Consider the following 20,529-nt stretch of genomic DNA (forward strand, 5'->3'; position numbering starts at 1 on the left):
GTTCCGCATTGCTGCAAAATATAAGCGGCAACGGTAGTGATATCAGCCATGTCTGCGAGCCTCCTTCCTTGCGTCGAAACGTAATGTTATGCATTACTTTTAGGGGTCGTCTACGCAAGCGTCTGTGGTCAGCGGGAACAGGGCCTGCAAAGCAGGACAAGTGCTTCGGGTCCGGGTGGGGTGAACGCAGAGTACGACGCTGCTGTGCGTGATGCGAAGCGTTGGCGTGCCCAACATGCAGAGCCGACAAGGTGCTGCTTTGCTTAGATGTTGGAGCTAACCCGGGTATTTCCGCAGGCGTTCCGTAGATATGAATATTGGGATACGGTTGAGGGGTGTCTCTGCCAGGTGCGGTAGATGAGGCTGGCGAAGTGTATGATAACGTCGTTTTGGTGAGCGCGAATAGCGTGGAACAGCTTGCGCTTGCTTATCCGAACTTACTCCATTAATATTGGGCAGTTCGTGGAGCGTGTGGAAGAATATAGGTGACCACTATCAAGGTGGTGCTGTGGTGGTAGAGGCTTTTCTAAGAACACGCAAGAGGGTTGCGTTTGTACTTGTGTGGCTGTACAGTTGTGTAGTTGTGTGTTCAGGCGCATGTTTGCTCATGCCGTTTGAACAGTACAAGACTTGCAAGTCAAAGAATAGTAGGAGTCCATTATGGCAGCTCGTTGCGCAGTGTGCGGCAAGGGACCGCAGACCGGTTTCACCGTTTCGCATTCGCATATCCGCAATAAGCGCACCTTCCGTCCGAACCTGCAGCCGGTTCGCACCACGATTGACGGCGAGAACGTTCGTCTGCGCGTGTGCGTGAAGTGCCTGAAGGCGGGCAAGGTTCAGCGCGTCGCCGCGTGAGATTGCGAAAACCACGCTTAAAGCCCCGGATCACTAGGATTCCGGGGCTTTCGTGTATGTTGGAGAAGTATGAGCGTTACCTTGCAAACCCCGTTGTCGCAGATTATGGCGAACAAGCGCCGTGTGAGCGCGCTGAAGTCATTGGGCGTGGTGACGGTTGAGGATGCTCTGACGTATTATCCTTTTCGCGTGACCGATCCGGTACCGATGCGTGCGTTGTCGCAGGCGTCGATCGGTGTGCGCATGGCATGTGTGGTGGACGTGATGCAGGTGCGGGTGGCTCCTATGGCCCGGCATGGTTCGCGCGTCGAAGTGTTGGTCGAGGATGCCGGGTTGTGTGGAGCGCCGGTGGGCTCGGCGCGGGCTAGCCTGGTGTTTTTCTCCTACAAGCGCCAGTATGTGCAGTGGCTGTGTTCCCGCTTGGATGTGGGCATGCGGTTGGTGATTGCCGGTGAGCCGAGTGTGTTTCAAGACCGGTTGCAGTTCACCCATCCGGACATGTTGACGGTACTGCCGTCTATGGACGGTTCGGCGAGTGGTAGAGAGGATGTCGGCGAACTGGCAGATGCCATCGATGGGACGGGGGTGCAGGCGTTGCCGCGCGGCGAGCGGCGTTACGATGTGCGCGATGCTTCCGAAGGTTTGCAGCGCGTATGTCGCCCGCGTCCGGTGTATCATGCGTCGTCGCGTATTTCCACGGATCATATTCACGATACGGTGGTGCAATGCTTGCAGGCCTTGGGCGACGGCGCATTGCCCGATATTATTCCCGAATCCATGCGCAGTGAGCGGGGGCTGCTGCATCGTGCCGAGGCGTTGCATGCGATTCATGAGCCGCCTTCGGTGAAGGACTTTCATGATGGTGTGCGCACCATGAGATATGAAGAAGCGTTGGTGTGTCAGACGGCGTTGGTGCAGTCGCGGTTGCGTAGCAACGGGCGGCGTGCAATACCGTGTGAGCAGACGGCGGCGCGCGATGCGATGTTGGCTGATTTACCTTTTGCCTTGACGGATGGGCAACGCTCGGTGGTGGATGCCATTGCTGCCGACATGTCGAGCGAACGGCCCATGCGACGGCTGCTGCAGGGTGAGGTTGGTTCGGGCAAGACGGTGGTGGCACTTGCTGCCATGATGCAAGCCGTTGGCTCGGGGTATCAAGCGGTGTTGGTGGCGCCGACGCAAGTGTTGGCCGAGCAGCATGTGGCGTCGATATCGAAGATGGTGGGCGATGGTGTGCCGGTGGTGCTGCTCATGGGGGGTATGCCATTGGCGGCGCGTCGTCGTGCTTTAGCTACGATTGCCAGTGGTGAGCCGTGCGTGGTGGTTGCTACGCATGCGGCGTTCTCGCGTTCGTTCCAGGCGCCGAATTTGGCGTTGGCGGTTATTGATGAGCAGCACCGTTTTGGCGTGGAGCAACGTGCGGCGTTGGATGCGTATGGTGAGGTGGCGTTGCATGTGTTGGTGATGACGGCGACACCTATTCCGCGCACGGCGGCAATGACGTGGTTTGGTGATTTGGATATGTCGTGGCTGACGGAGTTGCCTGGAGGTCGCAAACCGATTCGCACGGTGGTGGTGCGGGAGGATGATGCCCGCCTTATGTCGGCAATGTTCCGTCATGTGCGGCAGCGCATTGATGCGGGGGAACGGGTGTTTGTAGTGTGCCCGCGTATTGATGACGATGAGCGGGATGAGGTGCTTGCCGAGGATGAATTGTCTGCGGTGGTGGCGTTTGGCAACGAGTCGGAGGGCGGTGAGCGTGGTGGCGAAGAAGCTGCCGAGCCGCGCGTGCTGCATTCGGTGACGCAGATTTTGCAGCGCTTGTCTGGATTGGATGCGCTTCGCGGGGTGGCGATGCAAACCTTGACGGGTCGTGATGATGATGAACGTAAACGCGAGGTAATGGAGCGTTTCGTGAGTGGCGAGTGCCCGCTGCTGGTGGCAACGACGGTAATTGAGGTGGGTGTGGATGTGCCGTTGGCCACGTGCATGGTGGTGTTTGATGCCGACCGTTATGGATTGTCTCAATTGCATCAGTTGCGTGGCCGTGTGGGGCGTGGTGGTTTGCCGAGCTGGGCTTTTCTTGTTTCCTGCGCGCCTCAAGACAGTGTGGCACAGCAACGGTTGCAGGTGGTGGAGTCATCGTTGGATGGCGCGGTGATTGCCGAAGCTGATTTGTCCTTGCGTGGCGCGGGTGACGTACTGGGGGACGCTCAGTCGGGTTTACGTTCCAGCTTGAAACTGTTGCGTGTGGTCCAGGATGCCGCGATTATTGAGGATGCTCGTTGCTATGCGCAAGCGTTGCTGGCAGATGACCCTGATTTGACCGGTGAAGTGCCGTTGGCTGGAGCGGTGTTGGATATGATGCGCGGCAACGAATCGATGTTGTTGCATCATTGAGTGCCTGACGTTGTCGTGGGGCGGTGTTTCGCGTCGGGCGCGCTCGATACAGTGGCGATATGCGAGTGATAGCGGGACGTTTTAAGGCAGTGGCGTTGACCACGCCGCGTGAGGGTACCCGTCCGACGACGGATCGTACTAAAGAGGCGATATTTTCCCGTTTGGATGCGTGGGGTGTGTTACATGACGCGCATGTGTTGGATCTATATGCTGGAACCGGAGCTTTGGGGTTTGAAGCGTTGTCTCGGGGGGCTTCTCATGTCGTAGAGGTGGAGGTGTCTGCTTCCGCTGTTGCGCTCATTGCCAGAACATGTGCGGTGTTGCGTCGCCATGGTAACTGGGATGGGTCGATGTCGGTGCGTGTGGTACGGGGCAAAGCGGAACGCTTCGTGCGGATGTATAACGCTGAGCGTGGCGAATCGCCCTTTGATGTGGTGTTCATCGACCCGCCGTATGCGGTTTCGACGCAGGATTGTGAGATGCTGCTGCACGATATGGCTGCCGTTGGAGTGGTTTCGGCTGGTGGCATGGTGGTGTTGGAACGGTCGGTTCGTTCTGAGCCACCGGAACCGCCTCAAGGTTGGTCCGTGGCGGAGCGGCGGGATTATGGCGAAACCACCGTATGGTATCTGAACGTGGCGTAATAGCTATCGACGCTTGTACTTGTCGGCAGTGTGCTGGCGGTATAAGGATGTTTGTCTGAGGAGGTTGGGGTATCGCGGGGGGGGGGGTGAGGTCCGTTGTCTGTAGGGTCAATACGTAAAATTTCGTATTTCAGACACGCCGATAGAGGCTTTATCTTGCAATATTTTAGTGGTAGAAGGGGGTATATTTTCAGGTTGAGCTTTTAAGTTTTGCGCATATTATGTTTGTTGGGGGTGTTTAGGGGGATTTTTATAAAGTAATTGTCGATATGAGGGTATGCGTAAACGATGAAGTTGCTAATTCGATATGGTGTCAATTTTTCGGGTGTGCTTGCGACGAAAAATGATTGACAATTAATTCGACAAAATATAAAAAATCTGTTTTTACCCGACCCCCCCCCCCATGAAAATTCATGTAAATAGCAATGTTTCTTATATATACTGCATAAACTCCCGTCTAGATGAGGACTAAAGTGTTCCGATGTTTCGTATGACGTTTTACAAGTAAAACGACACAGGGGGTTTGTGCGATGAAGACTTGGGTTGAAGTATGCCAAGAAATCCGTCGTATATGGGGTGCGTCTACGGTTGAGGGACCGCATGCGCGCCATCGTGCTGTTAAACAAGGGGGCGCAAGGTTGTGGGCGCTGCTCGTCGCGGCTGCCATGGTGCTCTCCATTGGCTTGGTGTCCGTGCCGTCTGCGCATGCCGACGACACCATGGTTGCCGATCCCGATACCTCGGGTACGTGGTCGGATTCCATGAATCCGAGTGGTTCTACGTTCACCACCGGTCGTGTATGGACCGATAAAACGGTGTCGGCATCGGACGGTGGCATCACAGTATCTGGCAATGAAATCAATGGCGGCACGACGGTGAAGCCCTCGCAGCAGGGCGATTTCACCGTTGGATTGTCGGCGTTGTCGTCCGCACAGAAGCTTACCGGCGAAGTCAGCAGCTCTGCCCCCACGGATATCGTGCTGGTGCTGGATGTGTCCGGCTCCATGGACTATACCATGGATGGTCATTCGTGCTTGTTTGAATGTTCTGCTTCGCGGTTGAAAGCTTTAAAATCTTCGGTGAATCTTTTTCTAGACCAAGTTGCTCAGCATAATCGCGAGTTGCCGAAAGCGTCTGTTCGTGTGAGCTTGGTTAAGTTTGCTGGTGACGAGACGAATGCTGTGGGCAATGACCGCGAAGGTGGTTTATTTGGTGAGAATTATACGCAGGTTGTCTCTGATTTTACCGATAACGTTGAATCCCTGAAAAACGTGATAAGGAAGCTAAAAGCAAGTGGCGGGACTCAATCGGATTATGGTCTCCATCAGGCGCGACGTGTGATTGATGGTGATGGAGACTTAGTGGGTGTGAGGAAAGACGCTCGCAAATCCGTTATTTTCTTTACCGACGGGGATCCGAGCTCGTCGTCGTCATTTGATGCTGAGGTCGCTAACGGGGCTATTAGTCAAGCTCATCTTCTCAAGAATGAAGATGTTTCAGTGTATATTGGGTGTGTTTTCTAAGGCTAACCCAGACGATGTAAGTGATCGTTTCAATGCCTATATGAATGGCGTCTCTAGTAATTATCCGAACGCAATCTCGTATCAGAATCTTGGAACGCGATCGCAAAAAGGTAACTACTACTACGTGGCAGCAGACGCGGATAAACTTTCTGATGCATTCGCTAATATTTGGACGCAGGTAAGTTCGGAAGCCAATTCGCCGTTGTCGCAGACCTCTACGTCGGGCGCGGAAGCCAAGCAGGTGGTGTTCACCGATCAACTTGGCGACTACATGACCGTACACAATTTCACTAGTGTGGTCGCGTACGGACATCGATTCGACAATCCCAAGAAGACTACGGATAGCAAAACCAATACCGATACGTATACCTTCTCGGGTACGGTGTCGGGCAATCCTGTATATGAGCATGATGTCAATCTGAATACGATGGATATCACAGTGCAGCATCATGACAACGGCCAGGGCGATACGGTTGCGGTCCGTATTCCCGATACGTTGCTGCCGATGCGCTTGTATACTGCGTTTGTCGATAAGGATGGGAAGGTAACCACCGGGCTGGAGCCCGCAAATCCGATTCGCGTATTCTATTCGGTTGGCTTGCAAGATGGCGTGCAGGATGCGCTGGCTTCTCCTGATGTGGCAATGAAGCAGTACATTGCATCTCATAGCGACCAGCAGGGCAATGTGTACTTCTATGAAAGCACGTATGGGGATGGTGAGTCTGGAGCGCAGGCTTCGTTTACGCCTGCCGCCAGCAATGATTTCTATTATTTCGCCAAGGATACGAAGCTGTATACGGCACAGGATACCAATCATCCGGCGACGAAGTTTGATCCCAGCGCCACCTACTATTATCCGCGCACGGTGTATGCGGATAATCAGAAGAAAACCATTTGGATTACCGCCAACGCGTCCAGCCACTTGGACGGCCATGTGGAGTGCGGTTCCGGTTCGTGCGTAGTGAAGGCAGGCACACCGCGATTCGATTTGATGGAACATTACGCCGTCGCCAAGAAGTCCGACAATGGCAATCCGACCAACACGGCATCGTATGTGTCTACGCCGTCGTGGGATGGGCAGCGCATTGTGGTGTCGTTGGGCAACAATGGCCGCATGGTCAAGCCGCTGCCGGGAATGTTAAGCATTGCGAACGCGGTGGATTGGGGCAATGGCACCAAGAACGCGGACAAGCGGTTTACATATCAGGTGCATTTTGCCAATAGCCGCGAAGCCGTAACCGACGATTACCTGTATACGCTGTACAACGCTGATGGTTCGTCGAGCACGGACACCTTGCATGTGGTCAATGGTGTGGGCACGTTGTCGATGAAGGATGGGCAGCATGTCACCATCGTGGGCGCGACTCCGGGAACGTCATACCACGTGGAGGCGGTCAACCCCGGCGAAGGCTGGACGGTTGATCCTACCGGCGGTGTTTCAGGTGTACTGTCGGCGAATGAGCGTAAGCAGGTGACGTTTGCCAGTACCTATCACGCCGCTGCGGCAACGTTGCAGGATGGCGCTATCGCCGGTACCAAGACGGTTGTTGGGCGCGCTTGGGCGAAGGACGAATCGTTCACCTTTGATCTGCGCAAGGCGGGTAAGGCTGCCGAAACCAAGAGCGAAGCTGCTCCGGAGGCCGATGCAAACCTGGTGCAGAGCGTGACCGTCTCCAATGAGGGTGACGGCCATCAAAGCGGCGACAAAGTCACGTTCAAGTTCAAGGCAATGGAATATACGCAGCCCGGAGACTACTACTATTTCGTCAGCGAGCGTCATCCGGACGTCGCCAAGGCCGGTATGCATTATTCCGATGCCGCATATTTTGTGCATGTGACGGTGACTGATACCGGCGCGGGCCAGCTGAAGGTAAGCAATACCAAGATGTGGCTGGCTAAGACGGACGATGGCGAGCAGGTTATTTTCCGCGACGAGTCGTTGTCGGATTCGACGGCGGTGTTTTCGGCTGATTTCACCAACACCTATGATGACGCGCAGCACAATACGCGAACCGTCACGGTGAAGGGCGTCAAGCAATACATCGATGAAACCGGCAGCAATCCGAACAACCGCATTGGCAAGTTCCAGGTGCGCATTGCGCCGAGCGCGAGCAATGACAGCGCGTCCGACCCGTTGCGTTCGGTGAAGAACTTCGCTGATGGCTCGGCTGTGGTTGATGTGGATACCGCGGGTGCATGGTCGCAGAGCCTGACTTATGGCACGGCCAACATTGGCAAGAACTACGATTACACGGTAAGTGAAGTGGTGCCTAGCGGTGTAAGCGCCGAGCATGCCACGCTCAATGGCATGACGTATGACACCCGCACGTACACGGTACATGTGCAGGTGGGTCACGATGACGATGGGCTGACCAACCCGGTTGTGACAGTGAACGATGCTAAAGGCCAGCCGGTGTCGGAGGGCATGACGTTTGCAAATACGTATAAGGCCGCTCCTACCGGTGCGGTGAGCTTGGATGACCAGCTGCGCCCGCAGGTGCAGGTATCGGGACATGATGCTGCCGAAGGTAAGTTCGAGCTGGGCATGAAGCTCATGTCCAAGAACGATAAGTCGGTGCAGCTTGCCAAGGGCGATTCGTTTACAGCTTGGGAGGATCAGGCCGTAACCACCGGTGCGCTGAAGGACGGTGAGACCGGTGAGGTTACGTTCCCCGGCGTGCGGTTCACCAAGCCTGGCACCTATACGTTCCAGATTTGGCAGACCACTGAATCCGGCAGCGGCTGGAATGTGGACGGACACAAGTATCTGGTGACGTATACGGTGACGGATGAGAATGGCACGTTGGTTGCCAAGGCCAGCACGAGTGGCGATCGCCTGTTCGCCAATGCATATTCCGCGGCTGATGTGGCATACGAAGGCATTGTGATGAGTGTGAAGCTGTCGGGACGTGCGCTGCAGGCCAACAACTTCACGTACACCATTACGCCGATTACCGAAGGCGCACCGAGCGTGCCCCAGGATGATGCGACCTTTTCGAATCCTTACGGTGGTGCGGATGGTCAATATGTAACCTGGCCTGCCGGTGAAGCTGGTGCCGTGCATCGGTATCCCTTGGAGGGGCTGACATTCACCAAGGCCAACGCCGGTAAGACGTATGAGTATCTCGTTTCCGAAGTGAACGATGGCGTCGGCGGCTACACGTACGACGACCAGCCGGTAACTGTGGCCATTCATGTGTATGACAATGGTGATGGCACGTTGCATACGACCACCTCAGTCACCAAGCACGGCCAGACGACCGACTACCAGCACGGTGACAAGGCGGTGGCGTCCTTCGCCAATACGTACCAGGTTGCGCCGAAGAGTGCGACGGTGGACTTCCATAAGGTGATCGATGGGCGCCAGTGGCAGGACGGCGACAGTTTCACCTTCGACATCAAGCCGCAGGTGGATGGCTCCACCGTTGACGAAGCGGCATTGAAGGCAGCGATTACCGGAGGCTCCAGCAAGACGGTCGCCACGTCGGATACCGTTGCTTCGGCAGGCAAGTATGCGCCGTTCTCCTTCGACTTCACGTTCTCCAAGCCGGGTACGTATGTGTACTCGGTGAGCGAGCAGGGTGCGGGCGAAGTGAGCAAGGGCGTGGCTAAGAGCAGCGAAACGGCCACGATTACCTACACGGTGTCCGATCAGGGTGACGGCACGATGAAGGCTTCCGCCAAGGTGTCTGGCTTGACCCAGCAGGATGGCGCCTACACCTTCCACAACACCTATTCGATTGCGCAACAGGCGTATCAGGGTGTGCACGTGTCGCAGACGTTAACCGGTCGTGACATTAAGGACAGTGAATTTGGGTTCACGGTGACGGGTACCAAGTCCGACATGCAGCGTGCTGGATTCGACAAGAACAGCGTGACCAAGCACTTCGGCGCGGCCTCCCAGCAGAATGGCACGGCGACGAGCGCAGTGGAGTCGCTGCTGTCCGGCATCACCATGACGCAGCAGGATGTGGAGAACAACACGGTGCTGTCGTACACGTTGGATCCGGTGCTTCCTGCCGATGATGATGCGCAGACGGCCGGCACTCAATCGCAGGGCGTGACCTATGACACTGCCAGCCATACGGTGTTGGTGTGGGCCACCGACAACCTGGACGGCACGTTGACCATCCACACGAAGGTGGACGGTAAGGAAGTGCAGGGCGTGCCGAGCGTGACGTTCGCCAACACGTATCATGCCAATGCGGCAAGCCTGTCGGGCAAGACCTCCGTTGGTGGCACGTTGACGCTGAACGGGCGTGACATGTGGAACGGCGAATCCATGACCTTCACGCTGACCCCGCAGGATGACGCCACCACCCAGGCGGTGGCGGACGGTGTGGTGAGCATGGCATCGAGCAAGCGTCGCGCAGCCGCTGCGGCATTGGGCACGGTGAAGGTTACCGATGCCACCGAAGGCAAGCGGCAGGCGTTCTCGTTTGGCACGATGCGCATTACGGCTGCGGGCACGTACACGTTTGCCATCAATCAAACCGCGCATAACGACAAGGCCATTGCCGACATTGCTGATGGCGCGGATGGTATGACGTATGACCGTCACGCCGGTACGGTGACCATCACCGTGACTGATAACGGCATGGGCAAGCTGCAAGCCGAGGTGCGCTATGGCGGCAAGGGTGACAAGACGTCTGCTGACTTCGTGGATGCGTATGCGGTAACGCATGACGCCACGTATGGCGACGATGCCGACGTGCTGCTTGGCGGCCATAAGCGTATGGCGGATTCCTCCGGCTCATACACGCTCAAGCAAGGTGACTTTTCCTTCATGTGGCGTGCCAACGATGCTTCGGCTCCGTTGCCGCAGGGCGAGGGGGTTGAAGACGGTCAGGACAACGGCGGCAAGCCGGTAAAGATTGTGAAGAACGGTGCACCTGTAGATGGTGTGGCTACCTACGATTTCGGCACCATCACGTTCGGCCACAAGGATATGTCTGGCGCAAAGACGGTGGCGGACCAGCCCGGTGTGCTGGAGAAGACCTTCTCGTATGAAGTCTTCGAAGATACGTGGCATGACATGGCCGCCGGCGTTTCTCCGGACAACGCCCGCTATGTGGTGACGTTCACCGTGCAGGAGAACCAGCAGCATGGCACGATAACGGTGACGGATGTCAATGCCGTGCGTGTGGTTGATTCCAATGGCATCGACACAAAGGCCTCCGCGCAGGATGCCGTCAAGATGGGTGCGTTGGACTTCACCAACAAGTACTCCACCGAATTCGTCACGGGCTTCCAGAATATTCGAGAAACCCTGAACGGTAGGAATTTCACCAAGGACGAGAGCATGTCGTTCCACGTTGCGGTCGAGGGCGTCGACGCGGAAGGCAAGGCATTGTCGAAGGACGAGATGCCGACCATCGACAACAGCAACAACAACGCCAGCAGCTCGGTGGAAAGCCAGGAAGGCAACACAGTGGTGTATGACCTGACGGTTACGCCTAGCGCGACCGGCGGCGACGCCAATATTGCGAACTTCACAACGGGTACGATCACGTATCGCCATGCCGGCACGTATACGTTTACGATTACGCAGCACGAGCCGAAGAGCATGGCCAAGGTGTCGCATGACACGACGACGTACAAGGTAGTTGTAAAGATCACAAAGAACGGCAGCAGCAATGCGTTGAAGCGTGAGGTGTCGGTATTCAAGAATGGTGAAGCATTCACGCCGAACGGCACGCTGAACTTCGAGAACGACTACCGTCCGGACGACGTGACGTTGTCTTCCGTCAATGCGGTGAAGGCCAAGGTTGCCATGCAGGGGCGTGTGTGGAAGTCTTCCGACACAGTGACCTTGCAGCTCAAGGCTCAAGGTTCAGCGCCAATGCCAAACAAGGCTGGCGAGCACGAGACGTTGTCCGAAGATGGCAAGACGCTGACCGCAACATTGCCTGCTACCGAGGGTGGCAGTGAAGCGTTGAAGCACACGTTCAGCGCCATGCAGTTCACCAAAGACGACATGGGCGGCGCCATGAGCAAGACGTACTCCTACACAATCGAGCAGACCGGCAAGTCCGGCAACGGCGTCACCATCGATAGCCATGTCGCTACGGTGAAGGTAACCGTTACCGACGATGGCAAGGGCGCGCTTACGGCCAGCACCGCGGTGGATAACCGTACTGCTGCCGACGAGCATGACGCCAAGGCCACCGACACTGCTGCGTTTACCAACGTGTATAAGGCGTCGAGCGTGAGTGTGAACGGCGACAATGCGCCGAAGATTACCTCGCAGTTGACTGGTCGTGATGTGGCGTTGCAAGCCGCAGAGTTCTCCTACACGGCAACGATTGCGCCGTATGACGACACGGCGAACCTGGATGGCGTGCGGACTACTGAACTGCACGGCGTGAACCAGGCGACCGGTGCGGTAGTGTTCGACGGTGCGTTTGACTTCACCAAGCCGGGCACCTATCAGGTGTCGGTGACGCAGGACAAGCCCGCGCAGGCATCGCGCTTCATCACCTATGATGAGCACGCGTTTACCTATATGGTGACTGTGTCCGATCCGCTGGATGGCAAGCTGCGCGTGCAGGTGTCCGACGAATCCACCGACAACGGTGGTTCGACCTTCACCAACACCTATCAGACGCCGCAGAACGTGGAGCAGATCACCAAGACCTTCGTTGGCGAGGACGACAAGGAAACCTCGACCATCGATGTGAATCGCCACATGGTTGGCGTAGGTGACAAGCTCACCTACACGGTGACATGGGTGAACACGGCGATGGACGCGGCTGGCGAGAGCATTCCGGCAGATGTGGACGTGCTGGTTGGCTTGCCCGACGGTTTGTCGATTGTTGACGGCAGCATTACGCACGGCGGTCAATCGCGCGAAAATGAGGCCGGCTCCTACAGTCGTGTGGTTTCCTGGACGCTGCCCAATTGTGCTGCCGAGGCATCCGGCACGGTGTCCTTCCAAGTGGAAGTCGCCGAGGGTGCGGCCACGGCCACGGCTTTGAAGAGCCAAGCGCTGGTAGATGTGGAAGGCGAATCGTATGCGGGCGCATCCGACCTGGAAGTTACCGACCCGGTATATGTCAACGTGCCGTCGGTATCGGCAGCCGTAGCCTCGCCCAAGGGCGTCAGCCGCGCCGAAGGCGAAGCGCATGTGGGCGATATCGTCACGTACACGGTGAAGTTCCGCAACTCCAGCACCGGACGTTCCGATGCCGTGGTGGAAGATACGTTGCCGCAAGGCCTGACGTATATTGATGCCTCCGATGATGGCACGTACAACGCTCAGGAACGTACCGTGCGTTGGTCGGTGCGCAGCATCAGCCCCGAAACCACGAGTTCGGTAACGTTCCGTGCCAAGGTGAACGAGGACGCCACGGGCGGTAGTATCGACAACGTGGCCCGCGCCACCATGAACGTGGCTCGCGACCAGGCGGCGAACGATACGAACGAATCGCCGCGCGACATCGACCCGCAGCTTAAGAGCAACGTCGTCTCCACCCGTGTCGGTGCCGGTTCCGTGACGGTGGGTACCACCATCGAAACCGATCCGCAGGATGGCACGGCTGTGGATACTGCCAAGCGATTCACCATTACGGTAGGGTTGCATGATGCTGCAGGTGAAGCCTTGACCGGCGCATATGCCTACACCGGCACGGTGGATGGCCAGCAGCAGATCAGCGGCACCGTCAGCAACGGAAACACGATTACCTTGGGTCATCAAGGTTCGGTCACCATTACGGGGTTGCCCACCGGTACGGCGTACACCTTCGAAGAGGCGGCCGAAGCGGGTTACACCGTCGACAACGGCACCCGCCGCGACGGTGAAGTTACCGATGGCAGCACGGCAAATCTCCAGTTCGTCAACCATTATTCGGCGCAAACCGGAGACAAGGTGCCTACCAACTTCGTGCTGACGTCCTTGCTGAAGGGCACGGCTTGGAAGCCCAACGCATTCGCGTTCACATATACCTTGACGGCGAAGAGCGGCGAAACCGCCGCCGGTGAGGCCATTGACGCGAAGGATATGCCGATGCCACAAAGCGCCACCACGACGGTAACCGAACCCACCGAGGGCGACGGTCAGACGGCACTGTTCGACTTTGGCGGCATGGAATATCACCGTGTGGGCACGTATGTGTACGAAGTGAACCAAGCCAAGGGCGACAACATGGGCGTGGCGTATGACACGCACACGGCCACGGTGACGGTGAATGTGGTCGACAACCATGACGGCACGATGTCCGCCACGGCCAAGGTTGAGGACGGCACGTTTACGAACCAGTACAGCGCCGGTACGGTGAACTACGACCAAACGGTTGGCATGCGCATTGTCAATACGTTGACCGGCCGCGCTATCGACGAAGGCCAGTACCAGTTTGCGGTGAAGCCGACGAACGAGGACGCCAAGACGCTGCTGGGAGCCGATGGGCAGGTGCTCACCGCCGGTGCGGCCTCGCTGGGCGGTGCCGATGGCAACACCAGCACGAGCACGTTGCCGATTACCCTGAGCCATAGCTTCGCTCTGGCGGATGCCGGCAAGACGTACACGTTCACGGTACGCCAAAGCAAGGCGCCGACGGCTACGGGCTATGCGAACAGTGGCCATGTGTACACGGTGTCGATTGCCGTGTCGCATGACGGCAAGGGCACGCTGCAGGTGGCGACCACGGTGGACGGCGAAGTGGTATCGAACGTTACCGCGTCGAAGTCCTCACCGTTGTCCGATCAGCCGATTGATCTGACCTTCGCCAATACGTATACGGCGAGCTCGGCGTCGCTGGGCGATGACACATCGGCACCGTTCGCTGTGTCCAAGACGCTGATTGGTCGTGCAATGCAGGCCGGTGAATTCCAATTCACCCTCCGCAACGCCAAGGGCGAGACGGTGCAAACGGCTTCCAACGCCGCTGCCGCCGATGGCCAGCCTGGAGCGGTGACGTTCCAGCCGATGACCTACAGCTTGCAGCAGCTGAACGCCGATGTTGCCAATGGAATCGCCACCCGTCGTGCGCAAGGCTCGCAGGTTGTGTACGAGTACCAGTACACGATTGCGGAAGACACTGCCGCGTTGCCTGCGGGTGTGACCGCGCTGGTTGGTGCCGGGGCGCTCACCGTGTCGGTGACGGATGACGGCAATGGCACGTTGAGCGCAGCGGTGAGCTATCCGCAAGGTGCGGATGCGGTGTCGCTGGTCAATGAGTACGGTGCTGATGCCTCGGCTACGCAGACCATGAACATTGTCGGTTTGGAGCAGCTGCATGTGCAGTCTGGCGACAATCCGCCGGCCATCCAAGGTCGATACACGTACACCATTGCCGGCTCGCAAGGTGCGCCGATGCCTGCGCAGACCACAGCCATCAGTGATGAATCCGGTACGGTGAACTTCGGTGACATTACCTACACCATGCACAATGTGTTCGGTGAGTCGGCGACTCGAACGAAGAAGAACGTCGGGTCCGAGGCGCGCGAGAAGACCTTCACCTATACGGTGTCCGCGACGGGGCAAGTGACTGGCGTCACCATGCAGCCGAGCGAGCAAACCGTGCAGGTGTCGGTGCGTGACAACGGCGACGGCACGATAACCGTGTCCAAGGTTGCGTCCAGCAATGCGGCGCAGAACGGCATGGACTTCGTGTTCGATCCCACCTATGCGGTGCAGCCGGTGTCGAGCAGCGTTACCGCGAGCGTGCCGGTAAAGACGATGATTGACGGTCGTGATTTGCGTGAAGACGAGTTCAACTTCCGCATGGTGGACGAGACTTCTGCCGACACTGTGTGGACGGCGGCGAACAACGCCGACGGCAGCGCTGACTTCCCGGCGATTGAGTTCACGCAAACCGGTGAATACCGTTATCTGATCGGCGAGCTCAACGACCATCATACGGGCGTGGTGTATGACGCGCGCACCTACGAAGCGGTGGCCACGGTCACTGATAACGGTGACGGCACGCTGCAAGTGTCGTGGCGAGTGTTCTTGGTGGACAATGCCGAGCAGGGGGAAGCGAATGTGCACGCCAATGTTGAGGTGGACACCATGACGTTCGCCAACTTCTACGAGCCATTGGCTACCTCGGTGCAAGTGAGCGGTGCAGTGCGTTTGTCGGGCAAGGCGTTGCAGTCCGGCGAGTTCAGCTTCGTCCTGCAGGGAGACCAGGGCGCGCCGATGCCGATCGGTGCCCAGGGCGATACCAGCAAGGTGACGAATGACAGCAAGGGCGTCATCATGTTTGAGCCCATCATGCTGACTAGTGTCGGTACGTACCGCTATGTTTTGACACAGGAGATTGGGAACGTCGAAGGTATGACCTATGACGACTTGGCGTATGTCATTACCGTAACAGTGGCTGATGTTGGACAGCAGGGTCGCTTGAGCGCGACTGTCAGTTACGGCGATGGCATAACGGGCGCTGTGTTCACCAATACTTATGTGCCGAAGCACGATGAGCCTTCTGAACAGCATTCGGTAGGTAACGGTGAGGCACGTAAGGAGGATGACGAAGCTGGAGCCACCACAGTGGCTGATACAGGTTCCGCCATTGTACCGGTGCTGTTGTGTGGATTGCTTGCCGCGGCTGCGGGTGCGACCGGCAAACGATATGGTCGTCGTCGGTAACAGGTAACTATACGCGCCAGCTTTACGGTCGTATTGACGAAACAACAATTGAATTCGCGTCCACCATGTAACGTGGTTCGTGGTGGACGCGAGATTTTTCGCACACAATCGATTATGGGGATACATAGATGAAGCGGGGAACGTTCACTGACGATGAAAGGGAATATTTGATGTCACTACCGGCGGTGAAATCGGTGGTGCAAGGACGTATTTTTTACTCGGATGATTTCCGTCACGAGTGCATGCGTCGCTATTGGCGGGGGGAATCGCCGACCAAGATTTTTGCTGAAGCAGGCATGCCCGTTAGCTTGATGGGGTACAAGCGCATCGAACGGTGCATTGCTCGTTGGAAGGCTGACCATCCATGGCATAAGTATGGTTCCGAACCGGTAAGAGAGCAGTGCGAACAGGAATCTGGCTCTGGTGAAGTGTCGCATCGCGTATGGACGGAAAGTTGTGGATACGTCAATGTAGATGTGGATTCTTCGCGTACCTTGCGTCTGCGTCACCAGAGGCGTTCAGAACGCCGTAACGACCGTGTCGCTGTGCCGGCAGACGCTTTCTTGGGATTGGAATATCAGGCCTCTCTGATTGTCGAATACGAGGCTCGATTGCGCGAGCTGGAGCGGCGCATCATCGAGCTGGAATCGTGTGTAAGAGTGTCGCATGCTGGGACAGATCAGGACCAGCAGCTTACTGCGTAAGGCTTGCGCAACAGTATTGCCGATGGTGCTGCGATGAACTACATACGTCTGGGGTGTTCGCCGGATACCTCCCATCCCAGCGCCATCAATGTTTTGCGATCGGCTTTATCCAAGGTTTTGCAGTTCAGGCGTTGGATAAGATCAGGTCGCAGTTCATGTGTGCGTGTGAGCGCCTCGTCTCGGCGGAAACGGTGCACTTTGCCATGGTCGCCGGAGAGGAGAATTTCGGGAACTGTGATATCGCGCCATGTGGCCGGCTTGGTGTACTGACGGTGCTCCAGCAGCGCATTGCCGCCGGTGTAGGATTCTTCCACAATCGAATCGGGATTACCCATAAATCCCGGCAGCAGGCGGGTAATGGCTTCGAGCATCACTGATACCGCTACTTCGCCACCGTTGAGTACGTAGTCTCCGATGGAATATTCGCGCACATCGATGCCCCGATCGCGATAGTACATGGGGATACGTGCGTCATATCCTTCATAGCGGCCGCAGCCGAAGACTAGGCGGTTGGCATGACTCAATGCGGTAGCGTCACGTTGAGTAAACAGAGGAGCAGAAGGGTTGGGGAGAATGAGTACGGTATTGCCTGACGTGATGTCGCTGGAAGTGGCATCGGGGGGCGCGGGGATATTCGATATGGTATTTTCCGGCACAATATCGCCCTCAGCGGTGGTATCGGCTATTGTCTTGTCGGCGGGTGCCGAGCACGTGTCCTGTTGGCCGCCGAGTGGCTCGTTTCGTAGCAATTCATCCTGCAGCAGGTCATCAAGGCACTCGGCCCACACCTCGGGCTTCATCACCATGCCTGCGCCGCCTCCGACCGGAGTGTCATCCACGGATTGATGCACATCATGCGTCCACTGGCGTAGATTGTGTGCTTGTACCCGTACCAGCCCCTTGCTTTGCGCTTTGCCGAAGAGACTCAGGCCCAGAACGTCGAAATATTCAGGGAATACGGAAACGATGTCAATATCCATGCTGTTGCGATACTCCAGGTAACGATGTTGGTGGTGGGTGGTGATGAGCCGTACCACGGCGGATTGCATGAGTGTGTCATGGTGCGTATTGCCGCGGTCGGTGGGTTTGCGCGTATGGTTGTCGGTGCGATGCTGTGGGTCGCCTCGATGCCAACATGGCCGCAGGTGATCACAGCCAGGGGATAAGCCCACCTGGCGGGTCTATGGTGAGATATTCCTGATCCAGGTCAATGTCTGGCACCAATTGCTCGACGAACGGCACCAGCGCAGTGTTGTCCGCTTCCGGTTCCTGATGGTCCATCTCGTCGTTTGCTGCGGGGGACTGCTGTGCAGGTCGGCGAATTTTCAGCAATGATTGCGGGCCATCCAACACATCAACCACGGTACCGATAACCTGGTCGGCTGGCAGTCCCAGCTGATTATCGTCGGCAAGCCGCGCTTGCAGGCCCACCAAATCTTTCGGGTACCAGGCGTCGTCATCCAGCATGGCTTCGGCGTCATCAGCTTCGCCGTAGAGTTCCAAGCCGTTCAACGCTTCTGAAGCATTGCGGTCGGCAACGCCCTCAAAGCTGACGATCCAACGGTCCTTGAAGGTCCGTGAATGGGCAACGACATAGGTTTGGGCTCCATCCTTGGTGTAGAGCACCGAACCGGGAGCGAACCGCTCTTCGGGTTCGCTCGTGAAAAGACGCACATTGACTTCGCCTTTGAGCCCCTGCGCGCGACCAATACGACAGACCCTCAGCAGTTCAATCTGCTGAGGGTCGTCCGCATGCTGTTGACGCACCACGCTAGGAACCCTGCCTATCGACGGACGTCCATGATATCGACGCGCACCTTGTGGTCAGACAGGGCCTGGGCCACGGTACGAATGGCATTCGCGGTACGGCCACTACGACCGATAACACGACCGATATCCTCGGGATTGACACGCACGCGAATCAGCTCGCCACGTGCATTCTCATGAGACTTAACGGACACATCGTCGGGAAAATCAACGATGTTCGTGATGAGGTGTTCCACAGCTTGGGCGAGCATGATCACTCAGCTTCCTCTGCGGGGGCTTCCTCAGCCGGAGCTTCCTCGGCTTCGGTGGCTGCAGCTTCGGCGGCTGCCTTAGCCTTGGCATCAGCTTCGGACTTCGCAGCCTTCAGCTTCTGCGCCTGGTTTTCGGCGGCCTCAACACGAGCGGCGGCATCCGGGCCGGCTTCCGCGACCTTCAGGGTGCCTTCCGCGCCCGGCAGACCCTTGAACTTCTGCCAGTCGCCAGTGATCTTGAGGAGCTTCAACACGGGCTCGCTCGGCTGAGCGCCGACGCCAAGCCAGTACTGAGCGCGCTCGGAATCAATCTGGATGAGCGAGGGCTGCTTGTTCGGATCGTAGATGCCGATCTCCTCGATGGACTTGCCGTCGCGCTTGTTGCGGGAATCGGCGATGACCACACGGTAGAAGGCATAGAACTTCTTACCCATACGCTTCAGACGAATTTTGGTTGCCAAGATGGCTCTCCTTGTTACTTAGGGATGTGGATTTTCGATTTTGTGTGGGGCACTTCAACCGAGAACCCACGCGTTCCTCATGTCACACAGGATTAGAGGGCTCTGCGCACATGAATAACTGCGTCATTATAACTCATAGGGGTGGATAGGGCGAAACACCTTGTGCGTATTGATGCAAGTCGTGTCAACAACCATGCGCGTATCGGGGATGTATCCCCACCCTAATGTCGTCCGACTACACCTGCTGCGGAGAGGAACTGTCGACGGCGAGCGTCACCAGTATGGCCAAATGGTCGCTGCCTGATATGGGCAGGGTGGCGATGTCGTACGGTTGAATCGGTCCGTAGAGGAGCACATGGTCAAGCTCGATGCGAGGCCATGCCATCCATGAAGGGAACGTTCTCGTAGTGCCATGGGCAATCACCAGACTGGCATCACGCAGACCTGCCGCAAGCATGGCGCGGAAGCTGGGATGGTTGGTATTGGAATTGCAATCACCGGCCACGATGAGCGACTGCCCGGCGGTGGTGCGGGTAAGCTCACCTATCCGACGAATGCCTGCAGACCAATCTTTGCATCCTCGCATCGGCGATTTGGGGTGAACGCTGACTAAGGTGACCGGCTGTCTGACGGCGGGCAATGTGACCGTCAGAGCGGGTACTTCGGCGGCAGGCATATCGATGATGGATGATGTCGCCGATGATGGTTCCAGTCGTGAGCATACCGCATTGAAACCACCGTTGTCGGTGGCGGTGCTGCGTCCGCGGGCCTGATGGGCGAGACGGTCGGTAAGTCCGCATTCGTGCAGCTGCTGTAGCAGTGATTCGGAGAGCTCCTGCAACATGAGTACATCCACCTGATATTGCTGTACTGCCGCCACAATATCTGAGGCTTGAGCGCGTCCAAAACGGCAGTTCAGCGTCATCACCCGTATGGTGGGGTGGTCATCGGTGGTTTCGTGCGTATCGGCTCGGCTTGCAAGCACGCCTCGGTAATGCGGCAGTCGCAATAAGGCAAGCCATAGCAGGTTCAGCAATGCCGCGACCGTCAGTGCTGGTGCATGGTGTGCAAGTGCAATGAGGGCAATAATGGCGTTCGGCATCCATAGGAAAGGAATCAGTGCGATGAGGTATGGCAAAGGAGCGTGGCCATCCCATCCGGCTGGCAGCCATCGCAACAGCGTCCAAAGAACCATCAGCAACAGCAGTACAGCGCATATCCAAAGAACCATAGGATGCCTCCATGATCATCTATACATCAATGCCGGCGGCATCTCCCGTGTTATGCCGCCGGCATTGCGCGACGATGGTCGTTCTGCCGGCAGCAGTGATTTTGC

The 20,529-nt window shown here is 57.1% G+C and carries 11 protein-coding genes; 6 read left to right on the forward strand and 5 right to left on the reverse strand.

The genetic code is table 11. The features are described from left to right. Positions 1–660: 660 nt before the first annotated feature. From rpmB to AC1AWK_RS07110, 6 genes are all read left to right on the forward strand, one after another. Positions 661–855: a 50S ribosomal protein L28 gene (rpmB, locus tag AC1AWK_RS07085; RefSeq protein WP_476569324.1), complete on the forward strand. Its 195-nt coding sequence runs from the start codon at positions 661–663 to the stop codon at positions 853–855. Positions 856–924: 69 nt separating this feature from the next. Beyond that, the gene (locus AC1AWK_RS07090) at positions 925–3,255 is read left to right on the forward strand and encodes an ATP-dependent DNA helicase RecG (protein ID WP_476569326.1); all 2,331 of its coding nucleotides are present in this window, start codon (positions 925–927) and stop codon (positions 3,253–3,255) included. A gap of 23 nt (positions 3,256–3,278) precedes the next feature. Further along, a complete protein-coding gene (gene rsmD, locus AC1AWK_RS07095; RefSeq protein ID WP_476569328.1) occupies positions 3,279–3,899 on the forward strand; it encodes a 16S rRNA (guanine(966)-N(2))-methyltransferase RsmD in 621 nt (206 codons plus the stop codon). Positions 3,900–4,429: 530 nt separating this feature from the next. Further along, a complete protein-coding gene (locus tag AC1AWK_RS07100) occupies positions 4,430–5,422 on the forward strand; it encodes a vWA domain-containing protein (RefSeq protein WP_476569330.1) in 993 nt (330 codons plus the stop codon). A gap of 40 nt (positions 5,423–5,462) precedes the next feature. After that, entirely contained in the window at positions 5,463–16,010 is a 10,548-nt protein-coding gene (locus AC1AWK_RS07105; protein WP_476569332.1) for a Spy0128 family protein, read from the forward strand. A gap of 170 nt (positions 16,011–16,180) precedes the next feature. Continuing rightward, positions 16,181–16,714, forward strand: a complete 534-nt coding sequence (locus tag AC1AWK_RS07110; RefSeq protein WP_476569334.1) for a hypothetical protein — start codon at positions 16,181–16,183, stop codon at positions 16,712–16,714. Between the two features lie 38 nt (positions 16,715–16,752). On the opposite strand, the gene trmD is transcribed toward AC1AWK_RS07110, so the two are convergent. From trmD to AC1AWK_RS07135, 5 genes are all read right to left on the reverse strand, one after another. After that, a complete protein-coding gene (gene trmD, locus AC1AWK_RS07115; RefSeq protein WP_476569688.1) occupies positions 16,753–17,694 on the reverse strand; it encodes a tRNA (guanosine(37)-N1)-methyltransferase TrmD in 942 nt (313 codons plus the stop codon). Between the two features lie 169 nt (positions 17,695–17,863). Beyond that, positions 17,864–18,484, reverse strand: coding sequence for a ribosome maturation factor RimM (gene rimM, locus AC1AWK_RS07120; protein WP_476569336.1), 621 nt, complete (start codon positions 18,482–18,484; stop codon positions 17,864–17,866). A gap of 14 nt (positions 18,485–18,498) precedes the next feature. Then, positions 18,499–18,732, reverse strand: a complete 234-nt coding sequence (locus AC1AWK_RS07125) for an RNA-binding protein (RefSeq protein ID WP_476569338.1) — start codon at positions 18,730–18,732, stop codon at positions 18,499–18,501. A gap of 2 nt (positions 18,733–18,734) precedes the next feature. Beyond that, a complete protein-coding gene (gene rpsP, locus AC1AWK_RS07130; protein WP_476569340.1) occupies positions 18,735–19,193 on the reverse strand; it encodes a 30S ribosomal protein S16 in 459 nt (152 codons plus the stop codon). Between the two features lie 235 nt (positions 19,194–19,428). Continuing rightward, positions 19,429–20,424 (reverse strand): endonuclease/exonuclease/phosphatase family protein, encoded by a 996-nt coding sequence (locus AC1AWK_RS07135; RefSeq protein WP_476569342.1) that lies wholly within the window; start codon positions 20,422–20,424, stop codon positions 19,429–19,431. Positions 20,425–20,529: the final 105 nt, after the last annotated feature.

Source organism: Bifidobacterium sp. LH_491, assembly GCF_056356495.1.